Consider the following 14,533-nt stretch of genomic DNA (forward strand, 5'->3'; position numbering starts at 1 on the left):
GGCCCCTTCGCCGCACCTACGCGCCCTAAAATCCGGCGTGACCTCAACCCGATCCCCCCGCCCAGCATGGAAAGCAGGAAAACCCGCCGCTCCTCGGCCAAAGCCGCCGAATCCGACGAAGCCACGACGGCCCCCAAAATCGCGCGGGAGGCCAAAGCCGCCGCCGCGCCGCGCGAACGCCGCCAGCGCGTGCAGTCCGCGCAAACGGGCATGGCCGTGCTCAAGGGACTCGCGCGCCTGGGCGGCCGCGCGAGCCTTTCGGGCCTCGCCGCCTGCGTGGACGAAAGTCCCGCGAAGGTGCATCGCTATCTGGTGAGCCTGATCGAGGAAGGTCTCGTCGCTCAGGACACCGCCACGCAGCAGTATCTGCTCGGCGCCGAGGCCATGATGATCGGCGTGGCGGCCATGCGCCAGGCCGATCCGGTGCGCATTGCGGAGCCCGCGCTCGTGCGCCTGCGCGAGACGCTCGAAGTGACGTCGTTCGTCGCGGTGATGGGCAACAAGGGGCCTACGATCATCCGTTTCGAGGAGCCGGGGCTGCCCGTGACGGTCAACGTGCGGGTGGGGTCGGTGATGTCGCTGCTATGGTCGTCCACGGGCCGCGTGTTCCTCGGCCTGCTCGACGACACGCGCGTGCTCGCGCAAGCCGAAGAGGAACTCGCGCACGCCGACGCTTCGTTGCGCGCGCAACTGAGCAGGAACGATCCGATCGGCACGCTGCGCCGCGACGTGCAGGCGGCGCGCTGCGCGAGCGTACGCGATACGAATCTCAAGGGCATCAGCGCCGTTTCGGCGCCGCTCTTCGATCACACAGGCAAGCTCTGCGGCGTGCTCACGGCGCTGGGCGCCACGGGCGGCTTCGACGCCGCGCCCGAGGGCCCGAACGGCTGCGCCGTGCGCCGCGAGGCACACGCCGTGAGCGCCCTGCTCGGCTACGTGGCGCGCGGCGCCTAGCGCTTCGTCAGGGTGGCCGGCGCGGGGGCGGCCGGTTTGGCCGCAGCGGGCAGATAGCCGTCATTCAGCGTCTTCAGAAACGCGATCACGTCGTCGATATCGCGCGCGTTCCATGCCGGGCGTCCGCCCTCCTTGCGCGTGAGCGGTTCGTCCACGGTGTCGATGTTGGCGCGCAGTTCCGGCGGCAGATCGTCGTATTTCACCACGTGGCCGCGCGCGTCCTTCGAATACCACTTCGCCGGATTCGTGTCGCGCTCGACATAAAAGCGCAGCGCGTCGCGCAGCGTATGGAAGCGGCCGTTGTGGAAGAACACCTGGCGCGTGGCGACGTTGCGCAGCGTCGGCGTCTTGAAGAGCCCGCAGTAAAGGCGATTGCTCGTCACGTCCGTGCGAATCGGGCCGCACAGGCCTTCGTCGTAATACTTCGGATCGCGGTTCGCGCGCAGTTCGGGATTGCGCGGCACGCCCAGCGCCTCGAACTGGAAGTCCGTGAAGAGCGGATGTGCGCCGTTCGCGCCCGACTGGTCGATATGGCACGACGCGCAGTTGCCGCTGTTCGGATCGTCGAACAGCTTCTTGCCGCGCATTTCGCTAGCGGTGAGTTGCGCTTTCCCGTCGAGATACGCGTCGAACTTGCTCGTGTACGGGCGAAAGCCCGGATCTTCGAGTTCATAGCGCTCGACAGCGGCCATCGCCTGGCGCAGCGCCGTGTCCTTCGAGACGAAAATCGTCTCGCCGAACACCTGCTTGAAACGCGCGGCATAAGGCGCGCGTTCGAGCTTCGCGACCACGTCGCCCGTGTCGCGATTCGCCATTTCGTTCGCGTTGAAGAGCGGGAACAGCGCCTGGTCGTGCAGCGAACTGAAGCGCCCGTCCCACGTGAAGCCGCCGGACGGCGGGCTGTCCGCATCCGTCAAGCGTTCGTAGATGCTCGCGGCCTGCACGTGCGTCCATACCGGCGTGCGGTTGAGCACGTAAGCGAGCGTGGGCACCGCGCGCGTGCCCTGCGTGCGCAGATCGGGTCCGCCGAACTGCGCGGCGAGACCGTTGGGCGGCCCGTACGCATGCGCGGGACTATGGCAGCTCGCGCACGACATGCGCCCCGATGCGGAAAGCGCCGGGTCATTAAAAATCAGTTTGCCGAGCGCGGCGACGTCGCTGTAGGGCACGTTCGGCACACCCTGTTTCGTCGGGGTGGGCCGGGTGGCAGGCTGCGCCGCATCCGCTGCGGATACGGAAAACGCCGCCACCGCGGCAGCGGCGACGGCGAGCGCAGCGGTCACGGCGCGACGCGCCGTGTGGCTTGCGAAAAGAACGGTCATCGGCTTAGAGATTCGTGAAGATGTCCTTGCCGAAGCTCGCGAGGCCGGTCTGCCCCGCATAGCCGAGGTAGCCCAGGCCGAACATGTCCTCGATGCTCCTGAGCATCGAATAGTGGTTGTACTGCACCGTCGAGACCGTGCCCGGCTTGATGAACTTCGAGATCATCACGGCGCCCGTGCGGTCGCCGCCGTAGCTTTGCTTGTTGAGCACGAGGTTGATGTTGCCCGTGAGCCCCGGCGCGTTGATGCCGAGCTTCGACAGGTAGGCCGCGGGCACCGTGCCCATCGCCGCGCTTTGCGGGAACGTGCCGAGGTTGGGGCCTTCCTGCTGGCCGCAGCAGGTATCGCCCGAGAACGTGAAGTCCACTTCGCTCGCATTGGGCATCGTCACCTGCGCGTAGCTGCTCTCGTCGAAGTTGATGATGAGCAGGCCGTCCTGCTGGAACGCCGGCGAGGCCGTGATGATGGGCACCCACTTCTTCAGGAACGCATCGGCGGAAACGAGGCCGCCCGGGGCGCCGTTCGCGCACGGCGCATCGTGACCGTCGTCGCAGGTGCTCGGCGTGATGAAGTTGAAATTCGCCGTGGTCGACACCTTCTGCAGGTCGGTCGTGAGCTTGTCGAGGTTCACCACGTTGTTGCCGCAGTCGATCGAGTCGATGATCGAGTGGAAGTACATGAACGGATTGTGGCGCGTGGCGTACGAGTCGCCGGCCGGGGTCGTCGCGTTCGGCGCTTCCTGGGTGTTCGTCAGGTCGGTGGTGCCGAGCGCCGGGTGGCCGCAGGTGGCCGATTCGCGCGCCGGGTCGTTGCCCATGTCGCCTTCATAGCCCTTCCACGTGTAATGCGCCGCCGTGAGCTGATCCGCGATCGTTTTCACGCTCGACGGATACACGCAGCCCGTACCGATCGCCTGACCGTCCGGAGTCATGCCCGTCAGGTTGAAATCCTCGTAGGTCGTGCAGTCGTTGTCGGTCTGGAGCGTGGGCGACTGGCCGCTGATCATCGAAATGTAGTTGTCGAGGCTCACGTGACCCGTGCCGTAGTACTGCTGCACGAGCGCGCCCTGCGAGGCGAGCGTGGTCGCGAGATACGGCGACTTCGTGTTTGCGCCGAACGTCGTCGCGTAGTTTTCGTTTTCGAGCGTGATGATGAAGACGTGCTTGATGGCCTGCACGGTGCCGGCCGTCTGCGGGCTGCTGGTCGACGAGCCGCACGCGCTCACGAAGAGCGACGCGAAGAGGGAAACGAACAACGCCGCGAAGATGGAGGCAATCGACGCGGGAAAACGCGCGCCGGTCTTGCCGGTGAATTGAACAGCCATGGGAAGTCCTCTGTGTGTCGAGTCGTATTTGGTTTTATGCCGCTATGGGGCCTTGGGAGCGGTTGCGGCTTTTGTACCCAGTCGATGCGATATGCCAGGGCGGCGCAAGCTTACGAAGTCTTTGTGACGCTTACGTGAAAGAAAGGGAGTTTTACGACCGCACGTTCGAAAATGGCCCGAATGAAGCATGCTTGCGCACACAACGAACTGGCGCGCCGTGCGAGCCGCCGCTACCGCGATTGCGCCCCGTCGCGGTGCAACCGGCTATCATGTGGATTCAAACGGTAGATGGAACGAATCAATCACATGGCTTCCCCACAGGAAAACGTCAGCATGGCGGTGTTCTGCGACTTCGAGAACGTCGCGCTTGGCGTGCGCGACGCGAAGATCGACCGCTTCGATATCCAGCCCGTGCTCGAGCGGCTCTTGCTCAAGGGCAGCATTGTCGTGAAGAAGGCGTATTGCGACTGGGAGCGCTACAAGGGCTTCAAGGCCGCGATGCACGAAGCGAGTTTCGAGCTGATCGAAATTCCGCACGTGCGCCAGTCGGGCAAGAACTCGGCCGATATCCGCCTCGTCGTGGACGCGCTCGATCTCTGCTATACGAAATCGCACGTGGACACTTTCGTGATCGTGAGCGGCGACTCCGATTTTTCGCCGCTCGTTTCGAAGCTGCGCGAAAACGCCAAGAAGGTGATCGGCGTGGGCGTGAAGCACTCCACCTCCGACCTGCTCGTCGCCAATTGCGACGAATTCATCTTCTACGACGACCTGGTGCGCGATCTCGTGCGCGATCAGCAGGCGCACGGCAAGGGCAAGCACAAGGACGGCGGCGCGAAACGCCCGGGTGGCGAAGAGCGCCAACCGAAGCAGGACGGCGAAGAGCGCAAATCGAAAGCCGTTGCCTTCGCGATCGAAACGCTCGACGCGCTCGTGCTGGAGCGCGGCGAAAGCGGCAAGATCTGGGCCTCGGTGCTCAAGAGCGCGATCAAGCGCCGCCGGCCCGACTTCAACGAAACGCGCTACGGCTTTCGCGCTTTCGGCAACCTGCTGGAGGAGGCGCAGTCGCGCGGCCTGCTCGAAGTGGGCCGCGACGACAAGTCAGGCACGTGGGTGTCGCGGTTGAACCCGCCGCCGCTTCCCACGGCCGCAGCGAGCGTGCCGGCGCTCGAAAACCAGGCGGCGCGCGCCGAGGAGTCGCGCGCAAGACGTAAAGGCCGGCGCAATGGCCGCGGCGGCGGCGCGGCGGATGCGCGAGAGGCCGTGGTCGAGCACGGGGCAGAGCAAGCGGTCGAGTCGCAAGGCGACATGCGGTTCGAGCCTGTCGAGGCGCTTGCGCACGCAGCGCACGGGCACGACGGCGCGCCGCACTACCCCGCCGAACCCTTCGATTCGAACGAGCGCCACCACGCACCACCCGAGGCCCACGAGGCCCACGAGGCAAGCGTGGCGTCCGAACCGGCGGCCGACGCCGAAACGCCGGCCCCCGCGCGAGCGCGCAAGACAGCCGCGCGCAAGAGCCCGGCGCGCAAAAGAGCGCCGAAGAAGGCGGCCGAAACGGCGTCGAGCGCCGTGGACGAACCGGCGAGCGCCCCTGTCGTTGCGCCGGCCGAACCCGCTGCAAAAAAAGCGCCCTCGCGTGCGCGCCGAACGCGCAGCAAAGCCGCCGCCGAAGAAAGCTGAGGATTGCGCCTCGCGCGCCGCGCCAGACGGGCGGCGTGCGGCGCATCGGTTTCATCGATCAATCGCCGAATGGATTCGCGGGCCGCTTACCCGTGGCCGGCGGCGTTTCCTCGCTCGCGGGCGTGGTATTCCCGAAAGGATCGGGCTTGCCCGACGGCTTCCCATCGCCGAACGGGTTCGCGGCCGCAGCGGGCCTCGATCCGCCAAACGGATCGCGCGGGTCGGCCGGCTGACCGGCATCGTCCCGCGCGGCTTCGCCCTGGCCCTGCGCGAGGTTGTACTCGGCGCGCACCTGCTCCAGCACGCGCGCGACGCTCGCTTCGAAGCCGGCCGCGTTGTGGAAGTGCTGCATCGTCCAGTTGCAGCCGCTGCGGTCGGGTTCCTGCAATTGCGGGCGCGGCACGCCGATCTTCACGCCGTCGTCGACCACTTCCTGCAGCCGGTGAATGCGCCGGTGCACTTCCTCCTGCAGCCGGGAAGCATTGAGTGTCTTGCGCAACATGCGAATCTCCTTTCCTTGACGCGTGACGGCACGCGTCACGTCGCTACGTGAGCGGCTCATTCATGTGCGCGAGCGCGTCGCGCATCGAATCGCTCGGCACCACGAGTTGCCCCGTGAACGGCGTATCGAGATCGGCGATCACATAGACCGCCGACGAAATGGACACCGCGCCCAGCACGATCAGCACGATCGCCAGCGCGTTATGCGGCGCGACGAGCCCGAAGCTCAGAAAGATCAGGACCAGCCAGAGCGCGAGCATCGTGAAGAACGGCCGCGAGATCGTGCCGTGCGCTTCTTCGATGAGACGCCAGCGCGTATCGGTCACGCGGTCGAACAGTTGCGAGAGCGGACCCACGAGCGCCTGGTGGTAGGCGTCGCGCGGCGCGAGCGTGTCGATTTCGTGCCCCACCGAGTCGAGCAGCGCGCCGAGCGGCCGGCTTTCGAGTTCGCCGCTGCCCGCGCCTGGATCGTGCGGGTAGTAGTTGCCCGGCGGCGGCTTTTCCTGGGTCCAGGTCGAGGCGATGGCGCTTGCCGTGTAGGCGCGCAGCAAGGTGCGCGCGGCGGCCGCGTCGGGGCCGTAGTCGCGCAGGCGCTGATCGAGCTGGATCAGGTCGCCGGCGTAGGCGCGCATGTCGTTGGTCGCGGTATCGAAGCTCGATTTCGCCGACGCGGTGAGCAGGCTCAGCACGAGCGCCGCGAACGTCACCAGCATGCCGATCACGAGCTGCACGAGCTGCACCGTTTCATGCTTGCGATGCTCCTCGGGCAAAAGAGGCCGCAACAGCACGCCGAGGCCCGTGCCCCCGAGCAGCAGCGCGAACACGAGCAACGCCGACTGGAATTCGGTCACGGCGACGGCCTTTGTTCTTCGGCGGCCGCACTTTCCGGCTGCGCCTCGCCCGGCACGAGATCGGGGTGCGCCCGCGGCACGGCGAGCTTCCATGCGGCGTCCAGTTCGCGCCGGATCGAATCGTAGATCTCCTTCGAAATGGAGCGGTCCTCGTACATGGCCTGCACGCGCTCACGCCCTTCGCGCAGCGCGTAAAGCAGCAGCATGCGCCGTTCGAGCACGCCCGAAGCATGGCCGAAACACTGGCGCACGTCCGCAAGCCCGTGCTCGGCCGTCTCGATGCGCGTCTTGAGTATCGTCTTGAGCAGCGCCGCGAGACGCTCGCCGAGCAGCGGCGTGAGACTGCGATCGTTGAAGACGATCAGTTGATGCAGCACCACGCGGCGACACATCAGGAGTTCGAAGCGATCGACGAGCGCGTCGCCATAGGGCTGACGCACGCGCAGCCAGCGATAAAGCCATCGCGCGACGCGCATCTCGGCCGTATCCGCGAGTATTTTTGCGGCGGCGCGCTGATAACCGAGGCGCCCGCCCACGCGCGCCTCGTCGATCATGGCTTCGGTGTTGCGCATCATCGCGTCCAGATTGCGGATGGTAATGATGCCGCTGCCATACTGCGGAATGAGGTCGCGCTCCTTCGCCGCGAGCGTGACGAGGCCGATGACAAGACGCTCGCGGTCGGAGAGCGCCGCATCGAAATCGAGCGCGGTCGCGCTCATGTCGACGCTGCGCCGGAACGTGTGACAGGCCTGATCGGCTATCGCATCGGGAATATGAAAGGTGCGCGCCGCCATGCGCACGCGCTCGGAAACGCCGATCGACGAAAGCTGCACCGCCTTTTGCTGGAGCGCCTGCTCCTGCGGCGAAAGCAGATCGAGGCGCAGGCGGCGAATCAGCAGCTTGAGCGAGGTGCCGTTCACGATCAGGCTCACGAGCACGAAACCGGTCGCGAGAATCGCCACGAAACGGCGCGTGGATTCGGGCAGCGCCGCGTCCTGCGCGAGGCCGAGCGCCAGCACGAGCGTGACCGCGCCGCGCAACCCGCCCCAGGCAATCACGAGCTTGTACGCGGCGCTCACGGGTTCGGTGAGCCGCAGGCGGCTCAAGAGCGGCAGCATGCCGAACACCACGACGACGCGCGCCACGAACGCCGCCACCACGACCACGGCGAGCGCCACGAGATCGATCCAGCGCGCGTCGCGCAACGTAGCCGGTATCTGCATGGCCGCGAGCAGAAAGATCGCCGCGCCCGCCATGGCCGCGATCTGTTCCCAGATCAGTTGCAGATGCTTCCAGTTCACCGGAGACAGCCGCGTGCTCCCCAGGCCGCTAATGACGAGCCCCGCCGCGACCACGGCCACCACGCCCGAGACGTGCAACATCTGGTCGGCGAAAAGATAGAGCGGATACGGCAACGCGAAACTGAGCGAAATCTCCGCCTTGCCTTCCCCGCCGAGCAGCGGCAACAACCATGCGAACACGCGCCCGGCCAGCGCCCCGACGAGGAGCCCGCCGCCGAGCGCGATGCCGAACGTACGCAGCGCGGCCGTGGCCGATATATGGGCGGCGTCGCCCGTGATCGCGGCGATCAGCGCGCCCGCAATGGCAATGGCGGCCGCGTCGTTGAGCAGGCTCTCGCCTTCCACGAGGCGCACGAGCCGCTCGGGCGCGCCTACTTCGCGAAATACGGCGAGCACGGCGGAAGGGTCGGTCGTCGCGATCATCGCGCCAAGCAGGAGGCCGTCGGCAAGCGGTCCGAGGCCCGTGAGCCGGACCGCGCCGCCCACCACGCCGGTCGCGACGAACACGGCCACCACGGCGAGCAGCAGAATGGGCGCGGCGTCGCCGAGCATCTCGCGCACGTTCACGCTGAGCGCGGCCTGAAACAGCAGCGGCGGCAGGAAGATCCACAGGTACGCCTCGGGCGGCAGCCGCGGCGCGAGCGCGGGAATCACGAAGTTCGCCGAGAGCGTGGGCCACGCCTCGCCGCTCACGAGATAGATGCCGCCGAGCGTGAAGCCCCAGGCGGCAAGCAGGACCGATTCGGAAATCGACCAGCGCAGGCTCACCGCCTGAACCAGCGCGATACTCGCCAGCAGAAAGCCGCTCAGGAGAAGGACGTGGATGACCATGGCGTGCAACCGTCACGGCGCCGGCAGCCACACCACCGTCAACGACCTCACGCCCTGTGCCCCCTGAATCAGCACGCCTTCGATATCGGCCGTCGCCGATGGTCCCGTGACGAGCGCGGCATACCGCGCGCCGCGAAAATCGTCGCGCCGGTACGCGTCCTGCAAGCCCGCCACCAGGTGCGCGGGATCGAGCAGCACCACGAGATGCTGCACGATATAGCCGAGCGAGTTCACCATGTACTCGCGCTCGCTCAGCCACAGCGAGCCCGTTTCCGCCACGCCGAAGCGCGCGCGCACGACGCCCACGTCGACGTCTTCGAGCGAGGCCGGGTTCGTGGCGGCGCTGATCTCGCGCGTGCCCTGCACCTCCGGCGTGGCCGACGCGATGCGCGCCTCGCTGCCGAAGCGGCGCAGGATCATGGCGCGCACCTCGGCCGCGCTTTGCACCTGTGTTTCGCCGCCGCCCATCAGTTTGAGCGCGGCGCCAAAGCGCTCGCGCAGATCGCCGGCGGGCGCCGCGAACAGCGGCACCTCGGGCAACGGTTCGTGCGGGGGTTGCGCGGCGCGTATGCGCGCGAGGAATGCCTCACGATCCGCCATCGCCGCCTCCCTTGCGGTTCTTCCGGTACCACGCATGGAACGTCGTGCGCGGCACGTGCGGCAGATCGCGCTGTTTGCCCCAGATATTGAGCGGGTTATAGAGCATGAAGTTGGGCAAGCGCCGCAACGCCCCTTCGAGCGACTTCACCGCGCCGCGATAAAGCGTCGGACTGCCGAGCAATCGCCCCGCCATCTTCAACACTTCCTGCTTGACGAACGGCACTTCGTGCTGAGCGGCGATGACCTGCCGCCACTGGTAAATCTGCTCGTGAATATTGATCTTCACGGGGCATACGTTCGTGCAGCTTCCATTGAGCGTAGAAGCGAACGGCAATGCGCTGAAGCGCTTGAGGTCGAAGGTCGGATTGATGATCGCGCCTATCGGCCCCGCATAGGTGCTGCCGTACGAGAGGCCGCCGCTGCGCCGGTATACGGGGCACGTATTCATGCACGCGCCGCAGCGAATGCACTTGAGCGAGTACCAGAACTCGGGCATGGCGAGCCGCTCGGAACGGCCGTTGTCGACGAGCACGAAATGCATTTCCGCGCCGGGCCGCGGCGCGCGGAAATGCGAGGTGTATTGCGTGATGGGCGAGCCGAGCGCGCTGCGCGAGAGCATGCGCACGAAGACGCCGAGATCGGAAAGACGCGGAATCAGCTTCTCGATGCCCATCGAAACGATATGCAGCGGCGGCACGTTGGCGGAGAGGTCCGCGTTGCCCTCGTTGGTGCACACCACCACCGTGCCCGTTTCGGCCACCGCGAAATTGCAGCCCGTCATGCCCGCCGTTTTCTCGCGCACGAACCACGGCCGCGTATTCATGCGCTGACTTTCCGCCAGATAGTGAATGTCGTTGTTATGCGGATCCGTGCCGATGGTGCGGCCGAACACCTCGGCCACGTCGTCGCGCAGCTTGTGCACGGCGGGCACGACGATATGGCTGGGCGGCTGCCTGTCCAGTTGCTGGATGCGCTCGCCGAGGTCGGTTTCCATCACCGAAATGCCGCGCGATTCCAGATACGGGCGCATCTCGCACTCGTCCGTGAGCATCGACTTGCTCTTCACGAGCGCGGTCATGCCGCGTTCGCTCAGAATGCGATGAACGATTTCGTTATGCTCCTCGGCCGTATCGGCGAAATGGACCTGCACGCCATTCGCCTGCGCCATGCGCGTGAAATGATCGAGGTAGTCGGCCAGATGCGAGAGCGTATGCGCCTTGATTTGCGAGGCCAGCGTGCGCAGCATTTCCCATTCGGGGATGGCGCGGGCCTGCGCGTCGCGCTTCGAGCGCAAGTCCCACAGGCGCTTGTCGTGGAAAGCCACATGCTCGGGCCGCGAGAGGAATTCGCCGGCGAGCTTCGCGTGTTCGACCCGCTTCATTCGCGCGCTCCGTTGAGCACCTGGGCAATATGGATGAAGCGGATGTCCGCGCTCATGCGCTCCGCGCAGCCCTGCTGGTGCATGAGGCAGGACATGTCGGCGGAAACGATGTACTGCGCGCCCGCGCTCACGTGATCGACCACCTTGTCCTGGCCCATGCGCACCGACACCGCTTCTTCGGTAACGGCGAACGTGCCGCCAAAACCGCAGCATTCGTCGGGGCGCGCCGGCTTTACGAACTCGATGCCCTTCACGTTTTCGAGCAGCGCGAGCGGCTTCGAGAATGCCGGACCCGCGATTTCGGAAACGGACGCTTCCTTCAAATGGCGCAACGCGCTGCAGCTATTGTGCAAACCTACGCGCCAGGGAAATTCGGCCCAGGGGAATTCGCGCGCGCCCAATACGTCGTGCAGGAACTCGACGAGTTCGTACGTGCGTTCGCGCACCTTGCGCACGGCGTCGGTCTGCTCGATCGCGGTGAAGTGGTCGCGCACGTGATTCACGCAGCTTGCCGAAGGTCCGACGATATAGTCGTAGCCTTCGAAGGCGCGCGCGAACACGCGCTCCGCGCCCGCCGCCTCGGCTTGCGCGCCGCTATTGGCCATGGGCTGGCCGCAACAGGTTTGCTCGAGCGGATAGTCGACCTCGCAGCCTAAGCGCTCCAGCAGTTCCAGTGTGGCGATGGCCACTTCGGGGTAGAACGCGTCGATGAAGCAAGGGACGAACAAGGCAACTTTCATGCGCGGGCTCACACGAAAAGCGGACCCGAACATTCTACTGCCGAACGGCGCGGGCGGCGCGTGAAGCGTGCACGCGCTCCCCGGTTGCCGCGGCGCATCATGGCGCGCCGCGGCGGCGCGTTTAAAAGTTATGCCGAATGCCCGCGATCACCGCGAGTTGCTTGTCGGTGTTCGAATTCACGAGGTTCGGGATTTGCGCGAGGTTCTGCGTCGCGCCGCTGGTGGCGTCCCCATTGTCGACAGCAAGACCGGCTCCCGACGACTTCTGCCCGATCGCCACTGCATACACTGCTGTCCGCTTGGAAAGGCTATAGACCGCGCCCAGGTTGATCTGGTGAAGCCGCGTGGACGATCCGCCTTCCGGATGCGCGTCGTTGAAGATATACGCGAAGCCGAACTGCAGCGCGGGCGAGTATTGCCACGACGTATTCAGTTCGGCAATGTCGAACGAGATGTCCGCGCCCTGCGGTCGCGCGGCGCTCGCGAAATAGAGGCTTTGCGAGAGACGCGTATGCGTATAGCTAAGCGCCACGCTAACCTTGTCGAACGCGTACGACCCGCCTGCCCCAAATATGCTTATACGTTGCGCGTTTTGTAGTTCGCAGTACGACGCATTCGGATTGCTGCAACTGAAGTCGCCGATATAGCCGGTCTCGCCGCCCAGCGCTGCCTGCAGCGGATTACGCAACTCGAGGTAACCGGCGGAAAGCGAAAGCGGCCCGTTGGCGTAATTCGCCGCCAGCGACCAGCCGCGGTTCTGCGAAAAATTTCCCGCCACGCCGCCAAAACTGAATAGGCCGCCCAGTGTGAAACCGCCAAAACTCGGGCTCACGTATTTGATCGAGTTGTTGAAGTTGAACGCCTCGTTGAGGTTATCCACGTCGCCGAAGTGCGCGCCATATAGCGTTGCCCAGTTGTTGCTCGACACGTAAGCCCCCAGATCGTCGGAGAATGGATCGTACTGGCGGCCCAGCGTGAGCGTGCCGTAACGGCTATTCGCAACGCCTGCCCACGCGTTGCGGTTAAAGAGCGTGCCGCCTTGCAGCAGCGCCCCGTTCTGCGAAAAGAAGCTGTTTTCCAGCGTGAAATTGACGCTCGTGCCGCCGCCGATGTCTTCGCTTCCCGTCATGCCCCAGCGCGAAGGCACGAGGTTGCCGCCGCTCAGTTGCCAGTTTGCGTGGCCGCTCGTGGTGCCGTCGGCGTGCGTGGTCTGCTGGTTGGTCGAGTAAATGAGGCCGGCGTCCACGGTGCCGTAAAGCGTGACCGAAGATTGCGCGTGCGCACTCATCGCGAGGGCGCAGGAAGCCAGCGCCAGCGCCGTGCGCTTGACGGTATTTGCCATGTCGTTGTCTTTTCGAAAAGAGGCGGGCCGCGCGCGTAGCGCGCCGCCCTTGTCTGGAACCGCTGGGAACTGCGTGAATCGACGGCGTAGAGGGGTCCTATTGCCCGAACCGCGCGTAGATGTCCGGGCGCGAGCGCCTGAGGACGAACGCAACCGCCACGCCGATCAGCGCGACCGCGAGCACGATCCACGGGAACGCACGCACGACCGGGCTATCCGAGCCGGCGAGCGCGTCGAGGTTGCCGATCAGCACGATGCCGATGGTAAGCAGACCGAAGCCACCGAGCACCGGCGCGAGAAATGCGTGCCAAACGCGCGTGTCCTTCCTCGTGGCGCGAAAGAATGCCGCCACCGAGAAACTCGTGAGCGCCTGCAGCATGACGATGCCGATGGTGCCGAGCGCCGAGCCCCAACTGAACACGATATTGAACGGATCGCTGCCCGCGGCCACGAAAAGGCCCAGCGGCGCGGCGACCGAAAGCGTCTGCAGATAACTCGCGAGATACGGCGAGCCATACTTCGGATGCAGCCGATCGAGCACGGCCGGAAGAATCCCCTCACCCGAGAGCGCGTGGATGTAGCGCACGATCGTGTTATGGAACGACAGCAGGCTCGCGAAGATGCTGGAAAGCAGCAGGAAGCTCATCGTCGTGGTCATCGCGCCGCCAAGATACTTCGTCGACTGGATGAACCAGAAGTCGCCCGGCTGTTTCGTCGCCACGTCCGCGACGTTGCTGAGGCCATACGCGCAAACAATGGCCCACGTGACAAACGCGAAGAACACGAGAATCAGCGTGACGGAAACATAGGTCGCGCGCGGCACCGTGACTTTCGGGTCGCGGCACTCCTTGCCGTAGATCGCCGTGGCCTCGAAGCCGATGAACGACGCGAGCGCGAACATGACCGCGATGCCGGGATGCCCGCTCAACACGTGACGCGGCGAAAACGGCGCGAGCGTGAGCCCGTCGGGTCCGCCATGATGAATCACGATCGCGAGGCTCAGCAGCAGCAGAATGCCGAGTTCGAGACACATCAGTACGCCGAGCAGACGGCTGTTCAGGTCGATGCCGCGAATGCCGGTGAACTGCACGACGACGAGGCACGCAAACGAGTACGCGTACCAAGGCAGCGACCCATGCATCAACGGCTTGAGCACCACCGTGCAGAAGAAGCCGAACAAACCGTACAGCGCAATCTGGATGCTCGTGTACGAGAGCAGCGCGACTAGCGCGCCAGCCATGCCGACAGGACGGCCGAAGCCCGCCGTGATGTATGCGTAGAACGCGCCGGCGCGCACGATGTGCCGGCTCATCGAAGCGAAGCCCACGCTAAACACGAGCAATACCGCGCCCGCAATCACGAACGCGCCTGGAATGCCCGCGCCGTTGCCGAGACTGATGGCCGGAGGCACCGCACCCAGCATGCCGGTGAGCGGCGCCGCCGCGGAAATGACGAGAAAGACGATCTGCCAAAGCCCGAGCAGGCTGCGCTGCGAGTCCGCTGCCGCGTTGTTGCCAACGAGGTGAGCGGGAGAAAACGGTTCGTTCATCGTTGCCTCTGCTGGTGTCTGTTCTGGGTTCGCCATACGACACGATGAACAATCGCGTGCCCGTGGCGCTCGACGAATCGAATTTCGCGATTCGGATTGAGCGCATGGTAGGCAGCTAATAAATTCGCCGACCTGGCGCAACGCGCCAATTACT

Annotated in this window: 11 protein-coding genes and 1 pseudogene; 2 read left to right on the plus strand and 10 right to left on the minus strand. The window is 65.4% G+C overall.

The genetic code is table 11. From position 1 onward, the window contains the following. Nucleotides 1–66: 66 nt before the first annotated feature. Nucleotides 67–954, plus strand: coding sequence for an IclR family transcriptional regulator (locus U5768_RS25345; RefSeq protein ID WP_322033128.1), 888 nt, complete (start codon nucleotides 67–69; stop codon nucleotides 952–954). Here the strand turns inward: U5768_RS25345 and U5768_RS25350 are convergent. After that, nucleotides 951–2,276 carry a cytochrome-c peroxidase gene (locus tag U5768_RS25350; protein ID WP_322033129.1) on the minus strand — a complete coding sequence of 442 codons (1,326 nt, stop codon included), beginning with the start codon at nucleotides 2,274–2,276 and terminating at the stop codon, nucleotides 951–953. The genes U5768_RS25345 and U5768_RS25350 overlap by 4 nt on opposite strands. Nucleotides 2,277–2,280: 4 nt before the next feature. Further along, nucleotides 2,281–3,600: an alkaline phosphatase family protein gene (locus U5768_RS25355; protein ID WP_322033130.1), complete on the minus strand. Its 1,320-nt coding sequence runs from the start codon at nucleotides 3,598–3,600 to the stop codon at nucleotides 2,281–2,283. 333 nt (nucleotides 3,601–3,933) lie between these two features. Here U5768_RS25355 and U5768_RS25360 point away from each other — a divergent pair, with 333 nt between their 5' ends. Continuing rightward, the gene (locus tag U5768_RS25360; RefSeq protein WP_322033241.1) at nucleotides 3,934–5,283 is read left to right on the plus strand and encodes an NYN domain-containing protein; all 1,350 of its coding nucleotides are present in this window, start codon (nucleotides 3,934–3,936) and stop codon (nucleotides 5,281–5,283) included. 268 nt (nucleotides 5,284–5,551) lie between these two features. On the opposite strand, the pseudogene U5768_RS25365 reads toward U5768_RS25360, so the two are convergent. The 8 genes and pseudogenes from U5768_RS25365 to U5768_RS25400 all read right to left on the minus strand — a co-directional run. Next, nucleotides 5,552–5,785, minus strand: a pseudogene (locus U5768_RS25365) (hypothetical protein); the annotation flags it as partial. A 43-nt stretch (nucleotides 5,786–5,828) separates the two neighbouring features. Next, the gene (locus U5768_RS25370) at nucleotides 5,829–6,635 is read right to left on the minus strand and encodes a hypothetical protein (protein ID WP_322033131.1); all 807 of its coding nucleotides are present in this window, start codon (nucleotides 6,633–6,635) and stop codon (nucleotides 5,829–5,831) included. Further along, nucleotides 6,632–8,767, minus strand: coding sequence for a cation:proton antiporter (locus U5768_RS25375; RefSeq protein ID WP_322033132.1), 2,136 nt, complete (start codon nucleotides 8,765–8,767; stop codon nucleotides 6,632–6,634). Before U5768_RS25375 ends, U5768_RS25370 begins: the two co-directional genes overlap by 4 nt. 12 nt (nucleotides 8,768–8,779) lie before the next feature. Further along, nucleotides 8,780–9,367, minus strand: a complete 588-nt coding sequence (locus U5768_RS25380; RefSeq protein ID WP_322033133.1) for a LutC/YkgG family protein — start codon at nucleotides 9,365–9,367, stop codon at nucleotides 8,780–8,782. Further along, complete coding sequence (locus tag U5768_RS25385) at nucleotides 9,354–10,748, minus strand: lactate utilization protein B (RefSeq protein ID WP_322033134.1); 1,395 nt, start codon at nucleotides 10,746–10,748, stop codon at nucleotides 9,354–9,356. The genes U5768_RS25380 and U5768_RS25385 overlap by 14 nt, the downstream gene beginning before the upstream one ends. After that, entirely contained in the window at nucleotides 10,745–11,488 is a 744-nt protein-coding gene (locus U5768_RS25390; protein WP_322033135.1) for a (Fe-S)-binding protein, read from the minus strand. Before U5768_RS25390 ends, U5768_RS25385 begins: the two co-directional genes overlap by 4 nt. Nucleotides 11,489–11,609: 121 nt before the next feature. Beyond that, nucleotides 11,610–12,830, minus strand: coding sequence for a porin (locus U5768_RS25395; RefSeq protein WP_322033136.1), 1,221 nt, complete (start codon nucleotides 12,828–12,830; stop codon nucleotides 11,610–11,612). A 97-nt stretch (nucleotides 12,831–12,927) separates the two neighbouring features. Continuing rightward, nucleotides 12,928–14,379: an APC family permease gene (locus U5768_RS25400; RefSeq protein WP_322033137.1), complete on the minus strand. Its 1,452-nt coding sequence runs from the start codon at nucleotides 14,377–14,379 to the stop codon at nucleotides 12,928–12,930. Nucleotides 14,380–14,533: the final 154 nt, after the last annotated feature.

Origin of the sequence: Paraburkholderia sp. J76 (assembly GCF_905220295.1) — a bacterium.
Taxonomy (GTDB): domain Bacteria; phylum Pseudomonadota; class Gammaproteobacteria; order Burkholderiales; family Burkholderiaceae; genus Paraburkholderia.

Bases quoted from the DNA above. Each gene is read 5' to 3' on its own strand.
- U5768_RS25345 (WP_322033128.1), top strand. From the start codon at position 67: ATGGAAAGCAGGAAAACCCGCCGCTCCTCGGCCAAAGCCGCCGAATCC.
- U5768_RS25350 (WP_322033129.1), bottom strand. From the start codon at position 2,276: ATGACCGTTCTTTTCGCAAGCCACACGGCGCGTCGCGCCGTGACCGCT.
- U5768_RS25355 (WP_322033130.1), bottom strand. From the start codon at position 3,600: ATGGCTGTTCAATTCACCGGCAAGACCGGCGCGCGTTTTCCCGCGTCG.
- U5768_RS25360 (WP_322033241.1), top strand. From the start codon at position 3,934: ATGGCGGTGTTCTGCGACTTCGAGAACGTCGCGCTTGGCGTGCGCGAC.
- U5768_RS25375 (WP_322033132.1), bottom strand. From the start codon at position 8,767: ATGGTCATCCACGTCCTTCTCCTGAGCGGCTTTCTGCTGGCGAGTATC.
- U5768_RS25380 (WP_322033133.1), bottom strand. From the start codon at position 9,367: ATGGCGGATCGTGAGGCATTCCTCGCGCGCATACGCGCCGCGCAACCC.
- U5768_RS25385 (WP_322033134.1), bottom strand. From the start codon at position 10,748: ATGAAGCGGGTCGAACACGCGAAGCTCGCCGGCGAATTCCTCTCGCGG.
- U5768_RS25390 (WP_322033135.1), bottom strand. From the start codon at position 11,488: ATGAAAGTTGCCTTGTTCGTCCCTTGCTTCATCGACGCGTTCTACCCC.
- U5768_RS25395 (WP_322033136.1), bottom strand. From the start codon at position 12,830: ATGGCAAATACCGTCAAGCGCACGGCGCTGGCGCTGGCTTCCTGCGCC.
- U5768_RS25400 (WP_322033137.1), bottom strand. From the start codon at position 14,379: ATGAACGAACCGTTTTCTCCCGCTCACCTCGTTGGCAACAACGCGGCA.